Source organism: Oerskovia sp. NPDC060338 (assembly GCF_042726295.1).
In the GTDB taxonomy this organism is placed as follows: domain Bacteria; phylum Actinomycetota; class Actinomycetes; order Actinomycetales; family Cellulomonadaceae; genus Oerskovia; species Oerskovia merdavium.
On sequence record NZ_JBHXCQ010000002.1, the window covers coordinates 120,653 to 137,377 of the forward strand.

Below are 16,725 nucleotides of genomic sequence, written 5' to 3' on the forward strand. Positions count from 1 at the left end.
GCCGCCCCGCGGACTCGGCCGTCCTCTGCCGACCCTCGCACCGGCGCCAGGGCTCCTGGTCCCCGGGCCGTGACCCGGAACCTCGTCGGTGGCCTCCTGACCGCAGCGCTGGCGCTCGCGCTCGTCGTCGTGCCGTCCTCCCCCGGAGGCGCACGTGAGGCTGCGGCCTCCACCGTCGTCGGGACGGGCGGCGCCGCTCCCGCGGTCGTCGACGAACCGGGAACCGTCTCGACCACGCTCGTCTCGATGACGCCCACCACGGTCGGCCCCGGCGGCACCGTCACGGTCGTCGCGCGGATCCACAACGGTACCGACGAGACGCTCACCGACCCCCGGGCCACGCTCGGCGTGAACTGGCGCCTCCTGGGCACCCGGTCCGCGCTGGCCGCCTGGGCCGACGAGCCCACCTCGAAGCGGTCCGCCGAGGCCATGGCGACCGAGAACCTCGAACCGATCGCCCCTGGCCAGGACGCGACGGTCACGTTCGACCTGGACACCGACGACTTCAACCTCGAACCGGGATCGACGTGGGGTCCCCGTCCCCTCTCGGTCACCGTCACGGACGGGTCCGCGCGGCTCGACGTGCTCCGCACCTTCCTCCTGTGGGAGGACTCCGCGGCGCCGTCGCCCGTCGGGCTGAGCATCCTCGCCCCCGTGACGGGCCCCGCGCTGGACCTCGTCACCGCTCCGGACACCGAGGGCCAGGAGCAGACGAGCGTCAGCGTCGCGGCCGTGGACGACGCTCTGGGTGCAGACCAGCGCCTGGGGCACCTCCTGTCTGCGACCGCGGGTCGCCCCGAGGTCGCCTGGGCCGTCGACCCGGCCCTGGTCGCCGCCGCGCGGACCTCGGCCGAGAGCTCGACCGCAGCATGGGTCTCCGCGTTCGACGAGGCGTCCACCGACCGGTCGATCTTCGCGCTCCGCCCCTACGACCCGGACCCTGCTGCCTATGCGCAGGTCGGGGCGGCGCTTCCCGCGCCGACCGTCCCCCTTCCGGGGGGCGCGACGACGGATCCCGCCTGGCGCACCGACCTCACGCTCCCCGGCGACGAGGTCCCCGGCCGGGCCACGGTGCGCACGAGCGTCCAGGCCGGCTCCCCCCTCGTGGTGGTCCGGGGCGACGGGCTGACCCCCGTGGACTCCGTGAGCTACACACCGACGGGTCTGGCCACGGTCGAGACGGACGCAGGGCCCGCGACCGCCCTGGTCTCGGACTCCGCGCTCACCGAGGCCTTCTCGGCCGGGGCCCAGACCTCGGGGGCAGGTTCGACGGCGGACGCCACGCAACGTCTCCTCGCGGAGACCGCGGTGATCGCCTCGGAACGCCCAGCGGACCGACGAAACCTCCTGATCGCCCTCTCCCGAGGGTTCGACCCGGACCCGGCCGCGTTCGACGCCGTGCTCGACGCGCTCGAGGCCACCTCCTGGGTCACGCTTGCCCCCGTCGACGACCTGCTGACCGCGCAGGTGCCCGACGTCGAGCGCAACGCCCTCCCCGAGACGGACGGGGGCGAGGGCGTCCTGCCGGCCTCCGAGATGTCGGCGCTCCAACGGGCCCGCTCCGAGGTCTCGACCTTCTCCACGATCGCCACCGACCCCACCGCGATCACGCAGGAGGCAGAGCCCGCGCTCGTCGTGCCCACGGCCGTGGCGTACCGAACGGAACCCACCGAGCGGACAACCGCGGTGCAGGCCGCGATCGCCGACGCGGACCGCCTCCGTTCCTCGGTCGCCGTGGTCCGTCGGGGGTCGGGCGTCCTGCTCATCAACACGTCCGGCAACATCCCGGTGCGGGTGCGGAACACGCTCGACCAGGAGGTCACGGTCCAGGTCGCGCTCCGGCCCGACAACGCGCGACTCAAGGTCGTCTCGTTCCCGGTCGGCCCCATCCCACCGGGCACCGAGGTGGACTTCAAGGTGCCGGTCCGGGCGTACGGCAGCGGCAACGTCCGCGTCGAGGTCGAGATCCTCGCCGTCCCGTCCGGGACCGTCGTCGCCCCGTCCTCCGACTTCTCGGTCAGGGTCCGCGCCGACTGGGAGACGGTCGGTACCGCGGTGTTCGCGGGACTGGTCGCGCTGCTCATGATCGGCGGGCTCTGGCGGACGATCCGGCGCGGGCGCTCCCCGCGCCGTGTCGCGGAGATGACCCCCGCGTCCGGTGTCCCGACCACGCAGGCCTCGGCGCCGCCGTCGGGCACCTCGGCAGGGGGCGACGAGTGAAGCACGCCCGCCCGAGCGGCACCCCGCGCGGGCCCCGCCCCGTGCCCGACGGCGCGGCGCGCGCCGCCGACGAGACGACGCCGCCCGCGCCGGACGGCACCCAGGACACCGAGGCAGGGACGACGACCGTGACCGGCACCAAGGGCGGACTCGGCCGCAGCTCGATGCTCATGGCCTCCGGTACCGCGGTCTCCCGCATCCTGGGGCTCGTCCGCAACGTCCTGCTCATCACCGCGATCGGGACCACGGGCCTCGCCGCTGACGCGTTCGACGTCGCGAACAAGATCCCCAACGTGCTCTTCGCGATCCTCGCGGGCGGTGTCCTCAACGCGGTCCTCGTCCCCCAGATCATCCGCGCGTTCCGTTCCAAGAACCCGCAGGAACGCCTCGACAAGCTGCTGACGCTGTCCGGGGTCCTGCTCCTGGGGCTCAGCCTGCTTCTGACCTCGGCGTCCACGATCATCGTGTCGCTGTACACCGACGGGTGGGGGTCGGCGCAGTTCTCGCTCGCCGTGGCCTTCGCGTTCTGGTGCATCCCCCAGCTGTTCTTCTACGGGCTGTACACGCTGCTCGGGCAGGTGCTCAACGCCCGCGGACAGTTCGGGCCGTTCATGTGGGCCCCCGTGGTCAACAACGTCGTGTCGATCGTCGGCTTCCTCGCGTTCATCGTGATCTACGGTCCGTACGCGACGGGCGCGGTCGAGGACCTCGGCACGTGGGACGGCGCCAAGATCGCGCTCCTCGCCGGGACGGCGACCCTCGGGGTCGCGTCCCAGGCCCTGATCCTGATCCTGCCCCTGTGGCGCTCCGGCTTCCGCTGGCACTTCCGCCTGGGCCTGCACGGGATCGGGCTGCGCTCTGCGGGGCAGGTCGCGATCTGGACGTTCGGCGCGGTGATCCTCGAACAGATCGGTGTCCTGTTCACGACACAGTTCGCCTCGAGCGCCCCTGCCGCAGCGCTGCGGCAGACGTTCGGCGACTACGCCTCCGACCCGGCCGCACTCGGGATGGTCACGGGGGTCGTGACCGGCGCTCCCGAGGCCTTCTCCGTCGCGGGCAACGCCGCCTACACCCAGGCGCTCATGATCTACCTGCTGCCCCACTCGCTCGTCACGGTGTCGATCGCCACGGCGCTGTTCACCGGGATGAGCGCCGCCGCGGGGGCCGGCGACTTCGCTCGCGTCCGGCACGACCTGTCCCGCGGCGTGCGGACCGTGGGGGTGTTCACGGTCTTCGCGACCGCGGTCTTCGCGATCCTCGCGCTGCCCCTCACCAAGCTCCTGCTCATCAACGTCTCGCCGAGCGGGGCCGTCGCCGTCAGCCAGATCCTGGTCGCCATGGCGTTCGGCCTGGTGCCGCTCGGGGGCATGGTCCTCATGAAGTGGGTCTACTTCGCCTACGAGGACGGCAAGACCGTGTTCATGATCCAGGTCCCCGCGACCGTCGCGCTCGTGGGCATCGCGTGGCTCGCGACCCGCACGCTCGACCCGGTGTGGTGGGTCGTCGGTGTCGGTGCCGCGATGTCGCTGTCCAACATGATCGTCGTCCTCCTGCGGACCGCGGGCCTGCGGCGCAAGCTGCACGGGCTGGACGCGTTCCGGATCGTGCGGATGCACGTCAAGACCATCCTCGCCGCGGGAGCCAGCGCTGCGGTCGGATGGGGTGTACTTCAGCTCTTCGGCGACCTGTACGGACTGTCGTGGCTCCGTGCCGCGGTCATCACGGCAGTTGTCGGGATCGTCATGACCGTCGTGTACATCGGCGGTCTCAAGGCAATGCGGGTCCGTGAGCTCGACCAGCTCGCCGACCCGCTGCTCCGCAAGCTCGGGCGACGACGTCCGGCCACGAGATAGAAGGCGCCCGTACCATGTGGGGGGAAGATGTCAACGGCAAGGAAGTTCGAGGTGGGCAGGTGACCGCAGCAGGACCCGGCACGACGCTGGTAGGGCGATACCTGCTGGCCGAACGACTGGCGAGCGACCTGGTCGACGTCACCGCCTGGTCCGCGCACGACTCGGTGCTCAACCGCACCGTGCGAGTCTCGCTCGTCACCGGGGAGCACGTCACCGAGGCGATCGACTCGGCCCGACGCGCCGCACTCGTCGCCGACCCCCGCCTGACGCGCGTCCTCGACGTGGGGACCGACGACGGCGTCGCCTACGTCATCACCGAACCCTTCGCGGGCATCACCCTGTCCGAGGTCGTCGCCGGCGGGATCGTCGACGCCCAGCAGGCCCGGGTGATCGTCGGCGAGGCGGCAGCCGCGCTCGAGGTCGCACGACGCCGAGGCGTCCACCACCTCGCGCTGCGCCCCGAGGCCGTCCGCGTCGACGGCAACAAGGTCCTCGTCACGGGCCTCGGCCTCGACGCCGGGATCAGCGGGCAGGACCAGCACGACGCCGAGGCCACCTCGCACCTCGACGCCGTCGGGCTCGTCGCGCTCCTCTACTACGCCATGACCGCGCGCTGGGCCGGGCCCAGCCTCGACGTCCCCTGGATCAGCTCCGACTCCGTCCACCCCCTCCCGGCCCAGCGGGACGCCTCGGGCATCCTCCCGCTCTCGGCCGTCGTCCCCGGGGCCCCTGCCGACCTGTCCGAGCTCTGCGCTCAGGTCTTCGCGGACGCCGCAGCACGTCCTGCCGGGTCGGGTGCCGACGCCTCGTCCGACGGCGACGTCGAGAGCACGGCTCCCGCAACGCCCGCCCAGGTGGTCTCGGCCCTCGAGCCCTGGGGCACCCTCTCCGTGGTCGCCGCGATCCCGACCTTCGTCCAGCGACCCGCGCCGCAGCCCACCAACGGCGTGAACCGCCAGTCGATCCGCAGCGCGTTCGACGTCCCGCTCTCGACCCCGCCAGGCACCCCGCCGCCGGCGGTCCCGTTCCATCGTCCGACGACCGGACGGATCCACCGGGTGCCTCTGAGCGGCGCATCGACGCTGCCCGACGGCGCCAGCTACCCGGCCCCCACCTACGCCGACTCCCCCGCTCCTGCGGCCTACGCCGCGGTCCCGGCCCCTCCCACCGGTGGCTACCCGACGCAGCCCGCCCCCGCCGTGCCGCACCCGGTCTCCGCAGCGCAACCCACCGTCAGCGTGCCGCCACCCCCGGCTGCGGCTTCTCAGCCTTCTGCCGCGCAGGCCGCCGCTGGTCCGCCGTCGGGCCCCTTCGCCACCACCCCCGCCAAGAAGACCGGGTCCAAGAGCACCTGGATCATCATGCCGATCGTGCTGCTCCTCGTGATCGTCGCGGTCGTGTGGGGCGTCAAGTTCGGGCTCAGCGGTTTCGGTGGTGCATCCTCGCCCAACGACGACAACGACGCCCAGGCGCCGGCGGACTCCGGCCCGTCGGAGGGCGGGACCGACGAGGACCTGCCCGTCAACACCGATCCCCTCACGATCGCGAGCGGCGGACTGCTCGACCCGGACGTCGCCGATCCCGGCGACGTCGGGGAGAAGCCCGACGCCATGCCCTTCGCGATCGACGGTGACCCGTCCACCTTCTGGTTCACCTACTCCTACAAGGACGGGGGCTTCGGCGGGCTCAAGTCCCGTACCGGTTACACCATCTCGTTCCGGGAGCCGGAGACCGTCCAGCGGATCGTCTTGAGCACGAACAACACGGGCGGACACGTCGAGGTCCGAGCCGTGACCCCCGCCGAGCCCGACGGGGGCGAGATCCTCGCCTCGGGCACGTTCTCGGAGACCGTCGAGCTCACGCTGGATCCCGCCACCGAGGGGACGATGTTCGTCCTGATGATCACCGAGCTGCCGCAGGCTCCCGACGGCGCCTACCGCGTCGAGCTCAACGAGATCACCGTCTACTGAACGGCACCGACCAGCGCTGACCGCCCTGCGGTGCTCCCCGCGTCGGCGTGGGGAGGACTGCAGACCAGCGGAACCGGTGCCTTCGGAACAGAAGGGCGCCGCTCGGCGTTGGACCCGGTGCACCACCCACCACTGAGGAGTACACGTGACGGAGAACAGCCCCACGACCGCGCCGCGGAACGTCATCATCGTGGGTTCGGGCCCTGCCGGGTACACGGCCGCCGTGTATGCCGCGCGCGCGGGTCTTGAGCCCCTCGTCCTGGCCGGTTCGATCACGGCCGGTGGCGCGCTGATGAACACGACCGAGGTCGAGAACTTCCCCGGGTTCCCCGACGGGATCATGGGTCCCGAGCTCATGGAGAACCTGCAGAAGCAGGCCGAGAAGTTCGGCGCGCAGGTCGAGTGGGACGACGCGATCGAGCTGCGGCTGGACGGCCCGGTCAAGACCGTGGTGACGGGCAACGGCGAGACCTATACGGCACGCGCCGTGATCCTCGCGACCGGCTCTGCGTACCGTGAGCTGGGCCTGGACGACGAGAAGCGCCTGTCCGGGCGTGGTGTGTCCTGGTGTGCGACGTGCGACGGCTTCTTCTTCCGCGACCAGCACATCGTGGTCGTCGGCGGTGGAGACTCCGCGGTCGAGGAAGCGACCTTCCTTACCCGCTTCGCGTCCAAGGTCACCATGGTCCACCGCCGCGACGAGCTGCGTGCGTCCAAGATCATGGCCGACCGCGCCAAGGCCGACCCCAAGATCGAGTTCGCCTGGAACAGCGAGATCGTCGCTATCCACGGAGAGAACAAGGTCGAGTCGCTGACGCTGCGCGACACGGTCACGGGTCAGGAGCGCTCGCTCGACGCGACCGGCCTGTTCGTCGCGATCGGTCACGACCCGCGCACCGAGCTCGTCAAGGACCAGATCGACCTGGACGACGAGGGCTACATCCAGGTCCAGGGCCGCACGACGCTGACCAACATCGAGGGCGTGTTCGCGTGCGGTGACGCGGTCGACCACACCTACCGCCAGGCCATCACCGCGGCCGGCTCGGGCTGCTCCGCTGCTCTCGACGCCCAGCGCTACCTCACCGAGATCGCCGACGCCTTCGAGGACGCCGCTGGTCTCCCCGAGATCGCCGGCACCCCCGACGTCCCCAACCCCGACGAGCTGCCGCAGGCACTGGAGGAGATCCGATGAGCAACACCGTCAAGGTCACCGACGACACGTTCAAGGCCGAGGTCCTCGAGTCGGACGTTCCCGTCATCGTGGACTTCTGGGCGACGTGGTGCGGACCGTGCCTGCAGATCGCCCCGATCCTCGAGGAGCTCGCGGGCGAGTACGCGGGCAAGGTCAAGATCGCCAAGCTCGACTCCGACGAGAACCCCGCGATCACGGCCGCGTACGGCGTGGTCTCGATCCCGACGCTCAACTTCTACTCGGGCGGAGAGCTCGTGAAGTCGATCGTCGGCGGGCGCCCCAAGCGCATCCTCGCCGAGGAGATCGACGCGCTGCTCTCCTGACACGCCTCGCTCCGCCTTCCGCGGAGCGCACCTCGAAGGGGTGGACCGGTCCTCGCGACCGGCCCACCCCTTCGTCGTCCGCAGACCCAGCACGGCTGCTGCTCCAGGACGTGACGGGTCCTGGGCGTCGCGTCCTTCGACCGGGCGACGGTGTCCGGGGAGCGACCCTTCACGGTTCCCCCCGATTCGTCGTGCGAGACTGGGGATCGTGAGCACGACACCGACGCACCCCGCTCAGCCCGCTCCCTCCGGGGGCACCCGCCTCGACCCGTGGTTCGGCGCCTACGCCGAGCGCGCCCACGGCATGCGAGCGTCGGAGATTCGCGCCCTGTTCGCGGTCGCAAATCGCCCCGAGGTCGTCTCGCTCGCCGGCGGGATGCCCTACCTCGAAGGCCTTCCCCTCGACACCATCGCGGACGCCATGCAGCGACTCGTCGCGACCCGCGGCACCACCGCTCTCCAGTACGGCTCGGGTCAGGGCGCAGAAGAGCTCCGTGAGCGCATCATCGACATCGTGCGCCTCGAGGGCATCGACTGCCAACCCGACGACGTGGTCGTGACCACGGGCTCCCAGCAGGCCCTCGACCTGGTGACGCGCATCTTCATCGACCCGGGCGATGTCGTCGTGGCCGAGGCCCCCAGCTATGTCGGCGCGCTCGGCGTCTTCCGGTCCTACCAGGCGGACATCGTCCATGTCCCGCTCGACGAGCACGGGCTGGTCCCCGAGGCGCTCGAGGAGACCTTGACGCGGCTCACTGCCGAGGGACGTCGCGTCAAGCTGCTCTACACGGTCCCCAACTTCCACAACCCGGCGGGCGTCACCATGTCGCTCGAGCGCCGGCCCCGGATCCTCGAGATCGCGCAGCGTTTCGGCGTGCTCGTCATCGAGGACAACCCGTACGGGTTGTTGGGGTTCGACGGCGATCCCCTGCCGGCTCTACGCTCGCTCGACGACGACGGCGTGCTCTACCTCGGGTCCTTCTCGAAGACCTTCGCCCCCGGCTATCGGGTCGGCTGGGTCGTGGCCCCGCACGCGGTCCGCGAGAAGCTCGTCCTGGCGAGTGAGTCGGCCATCCTCTGCCCGTCGAACGCCTCGCAGCTCGCGATCGCTATGTACCTCGAGACGTGCGACTGGCAGGGACAGATCAAGCAGTTCCGGGAGCTGTACCGCGAGCGGCGCGACGCCATGATCGGTGCCCTCTCGGAGCACCTGCCTTCGGCGTCGTGGACCGTTCCCGACGGCGGCTTCTACACGTGGGTCAAGCTTCCCGACGGCCTCGACGCACGATCCATGCTGCCCCGTGCTGTCACGGCGCGCGTCGCCTACGTCCCCGGGACAGCGTTCTACGCAGACGGGTCCGGGGCGGACCACGTGCGGTTGTCCTACTGCTTCCCGACGCCCGAGCGCATCCGTGAGGGAGTCCGCCGGTTTGCCGGCGTCGTGTCCGCGGAGAGGGACCTCGTCGAGATCTTCGGTACGTCAGGCGCTCCGGACTCGGACCTGACCGATGTCGAGAACCCCGGCCCCAACCTCGCGTGAGCACCACCCTCGCACACACGAGCACCCTGCAGAACGTCGAGAGGACCAAGACCGTGGGCACTGCTGCGGAGAACGCCATCCTTGCGGAGGACGTCGTCGAGCCCGACGCCGCCACGACGGCCGGGAGCGTTGCCGACTCATCCCTTCCCGAGGTACAGCGCGTCGTCATCCTCGCCGGAGGACTCTCGCACGAGCGTGACGTGTCGCTCCGCTCCGGCCGACGCGTCGCGGAGTCACTCCGAGGGGCCGGGCTCGACGTGACGGTGCTCGACGTCGACGCCTCGCTGCTCTCGACGCTGGCGGCCGAGCGCCCCGAGGTCGTGTGGCCGCTCCTGCACGGCGCGAGCGGCGAGGACGGATCTGTGCGCGACGTGATCGAGCTCCTCGGCCTGGACTACGTCGGAACCGGCCCCAGGGCGTCCCGCGGCGCATGGAACAAGGCGATCGCCAAGAACGTCGTGCTGGCCGCCGGGATCGACACTCCCGACTACGTGACCCTCCCCCAGAGCCTGTTCCGGGAGCTCGGCGCACAGCCGGTGCTCGACGCGGTCGTCGGCCGGCTGGGACTGCCGCTCGTGGTCAAGCCCAACCAGGGAGGCTCGGCTCTGGGCGTGACGCTCGTGACGCGTGCTGAGGATCTTCCCCGGGCGATGGTCGACTGCTTCTCCTACGGCGACCTCGCGCTCATCGAGAAGGCCGTCCAGGGCGTCGAGGTGGCCGTCAGCGTGGTGGACGGTACCGACGGGCCGCGCGCTCTCCCGGCAGTCGAGATCGAGACCGATGGGCCGTACGACTACGACGCCCGGTACAACCCCGGCCGGACCAGCTATTTCACGCCCGCGCGTCTCACCTCGGCAGTCGCGGCACGTGTCGCTCAGACCGCCGTCGACGCTCACGTGGCTCTGGGGCTTCGCGGCCTCTCCCGGTCAGACCTGATCGTCGACTCCGAGGGCGTCCCACACTTCCTCGAGGTGAATGTCGCCCCGGGCATGACGGAGACGTCGCTCTTCCCTCAGGCTGCGCAGGCTGCGGGCCTCGACCTCGGCGACCTCTACCGTCAGATCGTCTCGCAGAGCGCCGGCTCGCCCGCGCGGGCAGCGACAGCCTGAGCGTCCCCGACAGGACGACACGAAGCCCCGGTGAGCATCTACTCACCGGGGCTTCGTGTTTCACGTGAAACATGGGGCCGCCTCCAGGTGCGCGGACCGCCCTACTGACGCAGCAGGCCCGGGTCCTCCGGGGCCATGAGATCAAGGATCCTGTTGAGATCCTCGACCGAGGCGAACTCGACTGTCAGGCGGCCCTTGTTCTTGCCGAGATCCACCTTGACGCGAGTCTCGAACCGGTCGGACAGGCGGACCGCGAGGTCGTCGATCGCCGCGATGCGCTGCCCGGGGCGTGGTGCGCGTTCCACCGGCTTCTTCGCATCGAGCCCCCCGAGGGCGACGATCTCCTCCGTGGCCCGCACCGAGAGACCCTCCGAGACGATCCTCTGGGCGAGTCGTTCGATCTCCGCACCGTCGGTCAGGCCCAGCAGAGCGCGCGCGTGTCCGGCCGAGAGCACCCCCGCCGCCACCCGACGTTGTACGAGCGGAGGCAGCCGCAGCAAGCGCAACATGTTCGAGATCTGCGAACGGCTGCGCGAGATCCGGGTACCGAGCTCCTCGTGCGTGCACCCGAAATCGTCGAGAAGCTGTCGGTAGGCGGCAGCCTCCTCGAGCGGGTTCAGTGCGCTGCGATGAAGGTTCTCGAGGAGAGCATCGCGGAGTAGATCCGCGTCCTCGGTCTCGCGGATGATCGCCGGGATGACATCCAAGCCCGCTGCCTGCGTCGCCCGCCAACGGCGCTCACCCATGATGAGCTCGTAGGCGCCCTCGTTCTCCGGGTCTCGTCGGACGACGATGGGCTGGAGAACACCGATCTCCTTGATCGACCCGACCAGCTCGTCGAGCTCGCCCTCGTCGAAGACCGTGCGCGGCTGGCGGGAGTTTGCTCGAATCAGCCCCACGGGGAGCTCAGCGAACGTCGCCCCGGGAACCGGGACCAGATCGTCGTTCGACGTCGGCGCGCCGTCCGACTGACCAAGCGCCGCCGATGTTTCACGTGAAACATCGCCTGGGCGCGCGCGCCCCTTCTCGATCGGAGGCTCCGTGGGGATCAGCGGACGAGACGTCGACTCAAGCTCGGTGGCGGAATCGGCGAGGCCGACCAAGCCGACCGGCGAATCAGAGGACTCTCGTTCGACGGTGAGGACGGCCGAGGTGCTGAGGCTCGATGCCCCCACTCCCCCGCCCTCAGGGTTGGTGTTCTGCTCGACCGACGCAGCAGCCTGCGGCGCGGACGGGAAGAACACATCGACGGGGCGCTCACGCTCTGGGCTCGTCGGAATCAAGGCTCCAAGACCACGACCGAGCCCACGGCGCTTCTCACTCATCGTGCATCCTCCTGGTAGCTAGGCAGCACTGCCCATCGTTCTGCGAGGTAGTTCTGCCGGGAGACGTCGCGAGATGCGCCGTCAAGGGGTTGAACCGGTGCGGGGCGTCCACGGTCAGCAACCTCCCGAGCGGCTTCGAGATAGGCGAGCGCACCGGTCGAGCTCGGATCGTACGTGATGACCGTCTGCCCATGGCTGGGCGCCTCGGAGATGCGTACCGAGCGGGGCACCGTCGTCTTCAGGGTCTGCTCGGGGAAATGCTCGCGGACCTCGGAGGCAACCTGCTGCGCGAGGTTGGTGCGACCGTCGTACATGGTCAAGAGAATGCTCGAGACATGCAGCTGGGGGTTCAGGTGCGCCTTGATGAGTTCGATCGTCTTGAGGAGCTGACTGAGACCCTCGAGGGCGTAGTACTCGCACTGGATCGGAATGAGGACCTCACGGCCGACCACGAACGCGTTGACGGTCAGCAGACCGAGGCTGGGCGGGCAATCGACGAGGACATAGTCGATGCGCTCAAGACCTTGCGCGATGCGCTCCTCCAAGAAGACGTCGACCGCACGGCGGAGTCGCGTTTCACGGGAAACCAAGGAGACGAGCTCGATCTCCGCACCCGACAGGTCGATCGTCGCAGGAACGCACCAGAGGCTCGGAATGTCGGGGCATTGCTGAACCGCCGAGGCGAGCGGGGCCCCGTCCACCAATACCTCGTAGACGGAGGGAGTTCCAGCGCGGTGCTCCACACCGAGGGCGGTCGACGCATTCCCCTGCGGGTCGTTGTCGATGACGAGGACGTTGAGCCCAGCCTGAGCGAGTCCCGCCGCGAGGTTGACCGTCGTCGTCGTCTTCCCGACGCCGCCCTTCTGATTGGCGATCGTGATGATGCGGGTCGCCGCGGGACGGGGGAACTGTCGTCCGTGAAGGTCGATCCGCCGACGGGCGTCGATGGTGAGCTGGGCAGCGAGGGGCGTATCGTCGTCCATCTCGGGCAGGCTCGCCATGAGGGCAGCACGACGGTCGTCTTCGTTCGCCATCGCCGCAGCGCCCTGGCCCCCCGTGCCGGCCGACGATGTTTCACGTGAAACATCGGCGAACGGAACTGCCTCTCGATGATCGAACGGCATGCTCTGGTACCGATCGGAACTCTCAGTCACGCCCATCTCCCTCAATTGACCCACCACACAGCATGCGCTCAAGACTCGACAATGATCGGAGTCTCAAGCGCGTGTCGCACCGGAACTCGGCAGGCTAGCCAATCGATGCTGTACAGCCGCCGCATCGTTCGCGTGTCCGGTGTTGTCGACGCTACCTCACGGAGCCATCCCCGGGTGGCCCTCCACCGGTGTCGCGACGACGGACCAGGTCAGGCAGGGGTCCGTCGCACCCGGAGTACCGTCGTCGGCTCGACGCCCTCGATGCTGAAGGCCTGCAAGATCTCCGGCTCCTCAGTCTTGTACTTCCGCAGGACCTTGCGCGCCGGCTCGATCTCTTGCTCGACGTTCTTGCCCTTGAGGATCACCATCTCGCCCCCGCGCTCGACCAGCGGAAGCGACATCCTGGCAAGCTTCTCGAGCGCAGCCACGGCGCGCGACGTCACGGCTTGGCACTGGAAAGCACCGTGGTACTCCTCGGCCCGACCCCGCTTGACCTCGACGTTGGTCAGCTCGAGCTCCTCCACAACCTCGTTCAACCAGGTGCAGCGCCGCTCCATGGGTTCAACGAGAAGCACCTGTGCCTCTGGGAGCATTGCCGCGATGACGATGCCAGGCAGACCTGCTCCAGATCCGATGTCGGCGATGGTCCCGCTCGTGGGGAGGTACTGCACCACGGCAGCGGAGTTCAGGATGTGGCGCTCCCAGATGCGGGAGACCTCGCGCGGGCCGATCAAGCCACGCAACTCTCCTTGGTCATGCAGCATCTCGGCGAACCGTGAGACGAGCGGAAAGGAGGCTCCGAAGTACTGCTGTACCTCCGGCGAATCGGAGAGGGTTTCACGTGAAACATCGTTCGCGAAACCGTCGCTCATCTCGTTCGTCATGTACTCCTCTTTCGGTGCAGATCCCCCTTGCGGCGAAACGCACGTAGTGCCGGACAACCAGAGTCCATGGTGTCACGTCCCAGCCGCGGTCGGACCGAACGTTCGACGTGAAGCGACTCGGCCGCTCACGCCACGGAAACGACCGTATCGTGATCGACCCGGACGACCCACACGTCGCTACCCCCTCGGGTGCTGGTCGAGTCGGAGTCGCCCCCCACCCCCGCGGCGCGGCTGTCCTCCGCGCGGTCTCCTCGTTCGCGGTCCTGATACCTCTCGACCACAGAACCACGTTCCCGTTCGAACCCCGACCCCATGGTGGAGAGCCGCACTCTCAGGGATGCTTGACGAAGCACATGTCCGCCATGATCGGCGACGACGAAGCCGCCCGATGTTTCACGTGAAACATCGGGCGGCTCAGAGGTAGGGAATTCCGTAACGAGTCAGGACACCTCGACCGGGCGGATCACGACGTAGCGCTCCGGGTCGGTTCCGCGTGAGTCGCTCGTGAGACCAGCAGCCGCCACGACGTCGTGGACGACCTTGCGCTCGAACGCATTGAGCGGATCCATCGACAACTCTTCGCCGGACTCCTTCACCCTGGCGATCGCGACAGTTGCGAGCTCCGTGAGCTCGACCTTGCGCTGAGCACGGAAGCCGGCGATGTCGAGCATGAGGCGACTCCGCTCCCCCGTCCGTGCCTGGACAGCGAGGCGAGTGAGCTCCTGGAGAGCGTCCAGAACCTCACCCTCCTTGCCCACCAGATGACGGAGCGACGCACCGTCGTCGGCCACGATCTCGAGCGCCGCGCGGCCGTGGTCGATGTCGATGTCGATGTCACCGTCGAGGTCTGCGATGTCGAGGAACTCCTCGAGGTAGTCCGCAGCGACCTCGCCCTCTTCCTCGAGGCGCGTCATCTCGTCAGGTGCTTGGTCTTCGGCAGCGGGTGCGTCGGTCGACGACATGCTGACTCCTTGGGGTCAAGAGAACCCCGGGTCGCGAAGGATCCTCGGTGCTCTCGGAACGGGACTAGGGCTACTTCTTCGGCTTCTTCGGAGACGGAGAACCCTTGCCGGTTCCCTGTGCCTTGCCGCCGGTCTCGTCGTCGGACGGTGCATCCTCGACCTTGTCCGACGGAGCCGTGGTTCCGGTGATGACGCGGGGCGTGCCCGGCTTCTGACGATCCTTGCGCTTGGGCTGCTGGCGCTGTCCACGCGGCTGCTCGATGACAGGCGCCGCGTCCTCGACGATGCCCTTGGCGGCCGCCTTCCGCGCCTGACGCTCCTTCATCAACCGCTCGGCTTCGGAGCCCGGTGCAGGCATGCGCTTGATCGTGTAGAACTGCTGCCCCATGGACCAGAGGTTCGTCGTCGTCCAGTAGACGAGGACACCGACGGGGAAGTTCACGCCGGACACCGCGAAGATGAAGGGGAAGACGTAGAGCATCATCTTCTGCGTGGAGGCCATGGGGCCCTCGAGCGCCGACTTCGGCATGTTCTTCATGGTCAGCTGGCGCTGCGTGAAGAACGTCGTGGCGCACATCGCGACGATGAGCGCACCGATGACGATCTTGACCTGCAGGTCGTCCGTCTTGAGGAAGACGTCAGAGAGGTGGGCACCGAACAGCGAGGAGCTCTCGATGTCCTTCGCGACCGCCGCGTTGATGGGACCGATCGGGTCGGCCGAACCGTCCGAGATGGGCACGAGCCCGTTGAGCACGCGGAACAGGGCGAAGAAGATGGGCGACTGCAGAAGGATCGGCAGGCAGGAGGCGAACGGGTTGGTCCCGTGCTTCTTGTAGAGCTCCATGGTCTCGCGACTCATGGCCTCGCGGGACGCCGGATCCGACTTGCCCTTGTACTTCTTCTGGATGGCCTGCATCTCGGGCTGCAGCATCTGCATGCCACGGGAGGCCTTGATCTGCTTGAAGAAGAGCGGGATCAGCAGGATACGGATGATGATCACGAGCCCGACGATCGAGAACACCCAACCGAGACCCGGGCCGTCGCCCATGCCCAGGAACACGAGTCCCTGGTGACACAGGTACATGATCCACGCCACGACCCACTCGATCGGCGCGAGGAACGCGAAGAAGTCCATCCGTACTACTCCCTAACCTTCAACAAACTGGGTCCTGCCGACGTCGCCGGCAGGAGGACTAGTGCGAGTGCTTCCTCAGCGCCTCGGGGACGTCGTCGACGCCTCCCTTGCTCCAGGGGTTGCATCTCAGCAGCCGCCAGGCGGCAAGCCGTACGCCGCGCAGCACTCCGTGCCGGCGTATCGCGACGAGCGCGTACTGCGAGCACGAGGGGTAGTACTTGCAGGTCGGGCCAGTCATCGGAGAGATGACGCTCTGATATCCGCGGATCAGACCGACGAGCACGAGCAGGGGGATCCTCCGCACGAAGCGCCAAGACCGCGCAGCCCACCCGGAGGTGACGACGTCGGGACCCTCCACAGGGACTGCCGCACTCATGCGTCTACCGTCCGCTGACTCCACCGGGTCACCGCGCGCCTGACGCAGGACGCGAGGTCCTGATCGAGCTGATCGAAGTTGCTCGAGCCTGACGCCGGAAGGGCCCGGACAACCACCCGAGTCCTGGGCGGGAGCGCATCCAGATACGACAACGAGGCGGCGCGCAGACGCCGCTTCACCTTGTTCCGGTGCACGGCGTTGCCCACAGCCTTGGATACGACAAAACCGACCTGTGGTGGTTCGTCTCCCCCAGGATCCTGGATGAGATGAACCACCACGGTCGATCGTCCCGCGCGCACGCCGCTGCGCACCGCCCGTTCAAAATCTACGGAACGGCGCATGCGGTGCGCCGCGGGCAGCACCTGCTGTCAGGCAGAGAGCTCGGCGCGGCCCTTGCGACGACGGGCAGCCAGGATGGCGCGGCCGGCGCGGGTGCGCATACGCAGCCGGAAACCGTGGGTCTTCGCACGGCGCCGGTTGTTCGGCTGGAAAGTCCGCTTGCTCACGAGGTACTCCAAGAACGTCGGGGAGGTACACCGTCTATGTCCTCGACGATGCAGTGCTACAGCTGGTAGAGATGCAGTTCTGCATCCCAGCCGTCCGTGTACCCGCCACGATGTGTCCGTGGATTCGCCCCCGTGAGGGCGCGCGAAAGTACCTGGAACGGCTGTATGACGTTACG

General features: G+C 68.8%; 15 protein-coding genes. 7 read left to right on the forward strand and 8 right to left on the reverse strand.

What is annotated here, in order from left to right; all coding sequences use genetic code 11:
* Window positions 1-69: 69 nt before the first annotated feature.
* The 7 genes from ACFWGN_RS02630 (at window position 70) to ACFWGN_RS02660 (ending at window position 10,207) form a co-directional block, all read left to right on the forward strand.
* Window positions 70-2,220, forward strand: a complete 2,151-nt coding sequence (locus tag ACFWGN_RS02630; protein WP_191801739.1) for a DUF6049 family protein — start codon at window positions 70-72, stop codon at window positions 2,218-2,220.
* Window positions 2,217-4,073, forward strand: a complete 1,857-nt coding sequence (murJ, locus tag ACFWGN_RS02635) for a murein biosynthesis integral membrane protein MurJ (protein ID WP_377615562.1) — start codon at window positions 2,217-2,219, stop codon at window positions 4,071-4,073. Before ACFWGN_RS02630 ends, murJ begins: the two co-directional genes overlap by 4 nt.
* Window positions 4,074-4,132: 59 nt before the next feature.
* On the forward strand, window positions 4,133-6,043 hold the full coding sequence (locus ACFWGN_RS02640; RefSeq protein ID WP_377615563.1) for a protein kinase family protein: 1,911 nt from the start codon (window positions 4,133-4,135) through the stop codon (window positions 6,041-6,043).
* 145 nt (window positions 6,044-6,188) lie between these two features.
* Window positions 6,189-7,235 carry a thioredoxin-disulfide reductase gene (gene trxB / locus ACFWGN_RS02645; RefSeq protein WP_191801743.1) on the forward strand — a complete coding sequence of 349 codons (1,047 nt, stop codon included), beginning with the start codon at window positions 6,189-6,191 and terminating at the stop codon, window positions 7,233-7,235.
* Window positions 7,232-7,558, forward strand: coding sequence for a thioredoxin (trxA, locus tag ACFWGN_RS02650; protein ID WP_191801745.1), 327 nt, complete (start codon window positions 7,232-7,234; stop codon window positions 7,556-7,558). The genes trxB and trxA overlap by 4 nt, the downstream gene beginning before the upstream one ends.
* A gap of 208 nt (window positions 7,559-7,766) precedes the next feature.
* The gene (locus ACFWGN_RS02655) at window positions 7,767-9,098 is read left to right on the forward strand and encodes a PLP-dependent aminotransferase family protein (RefSeq protein ID WP_377615564.1); all 1,332 of its coding nucleotides are present in this window, start codon (window positions 7,767-7,769) and stop codon (window positions 9,096-9,098) included.
* The gene (locus ACFWGN_RS02660; protein ID WP_377615565.1) at window positions 9,095-10,207 is read left to right on the forward strand and encodes a D-alanine--D-alanine ligase; all 1,113 of its coding nucleotides are present in this window, start codon (window positions 9,095-9,097) and stop codon (window positions 10,205-10,207) included. Before ACFWGN_RS02655 ends, ACFWGN_RS02660 begins: the two co-directional genes overlap by 4 nt.
* Before the next feature lie 101 nt (window positions 10,208-10,308).
* Here ACFWGN_RS02660 and ACFWGN_RS02665 read toward each other — a convergent pair whose 3' ends face one another.
* From ACFWGN_RS02665 to rpmH, 8 genes are all read right to left on the reverse strand, one after another.
* Window positions 10,309-11,532 (reverse strand): ParB/RepB/Spo0J family partition protein, encoded by a 1,224-nt coding sequence (locus ACFWGN_RS02665; protein ID WP_377615566.1) that lies wholly within the window; start codon window positions 11,530-11,532, stop codon window positions 10,309-10,311.
* Window positions 11,529-12,656, reverse strand: a complete 1,128-nt coding sequence (locus ACFWGN_RS02670) for a ParA family protein (protein WP_377615783.1) — start codon at window positions 12,654-12,656, stop codon at window positions 11,529-11,531. The genes ACFWGN_RS02665 and ACFWGN_RS02670 overlap by 4 nt, the downstream gene beginning before the upstream one ends.
* 239 nt (window positions 12,657-12,895) lie before the next feature.
* On the reverse strand, window positions 12,896-13,570 hold the full coding sequence (gene rsmG / locus ACFWGN_RS02675) for a 16S rRNA (guanine(527)-N(7))-methyltransferase RsmG (protein ID WP_191801749.1): 675 nt from the start codon (window positions 13,568-13,570) through the stop codon (window positions 12,896-12,898).
* A gap of 440 nt (window positions 13,571-14,010) precedes the next feature.
* Window positions 14,011-14,532 (reverse strand): protein jag, encoded by a 522-nt coding sequence (locus tag ACFWGN_RS02680; protein WP_377615567.1) that lies wholly within the window; start codon window positions 14,530-14,532, stop codon window positions 14,011-14,013.
* A 70-nt stretch (window positions 14,533-14,602) separates the two neighbouring features.
* Complete coding sequence (gene yidC / locus ACFWGN_RS02685) at window positions 14,603-15,667, reverse strand: membrane protein insertase YidC (RefSeq protein ID WP_377615568.1); 1,065 nt, start codon at window positions 15,665-15,667, stop codon at window positions 14,603-14,605.
* A gap of 58 nt (window positions 15,668-15,725) precedes the next feature.
* Window positions 15,726-16,043 (reverse strand): membrane protein insertion efficiency factor YidD, encoded by a 318-nt coding sequence (gene yidD, locus ACFWGN_RS02690; RefSeq protein ID WP_191801755.1) that lies wholly within the window; start codon window positions 16,041-16,043, stop codon window positions 15,726-15,728.
* Window positions 16,040-16,405 (reverse strand): ribonuclease P protein component, encoded by a 366-nt coding sequence (gene rnpA, locus ACFWGN_RS02695; RefSeq protein WP_191801757.1) that lies wholly within the window; start codon window positions 16,403-16,405, stop codon window positions 16,040-16,042. Before rnpA ends, yidD begins: the two co-directional genes overlap by 4 nt.
* A gap of 6 nt (window positions 16,406-16,411) precedes the next feature.
* A complete protein-coding gene (rpmH, locus tag ACFWGN_RS02700; protein WP_010849920.1) occupies window positions 16,412-16,549 on the reverse strand; it encodes a 50S ribosomal protein L34 in 138 nt (45 codons plus the stop codon).
* Window positions 16,550-16,725 lie beyond the last annotated feature (176 nt).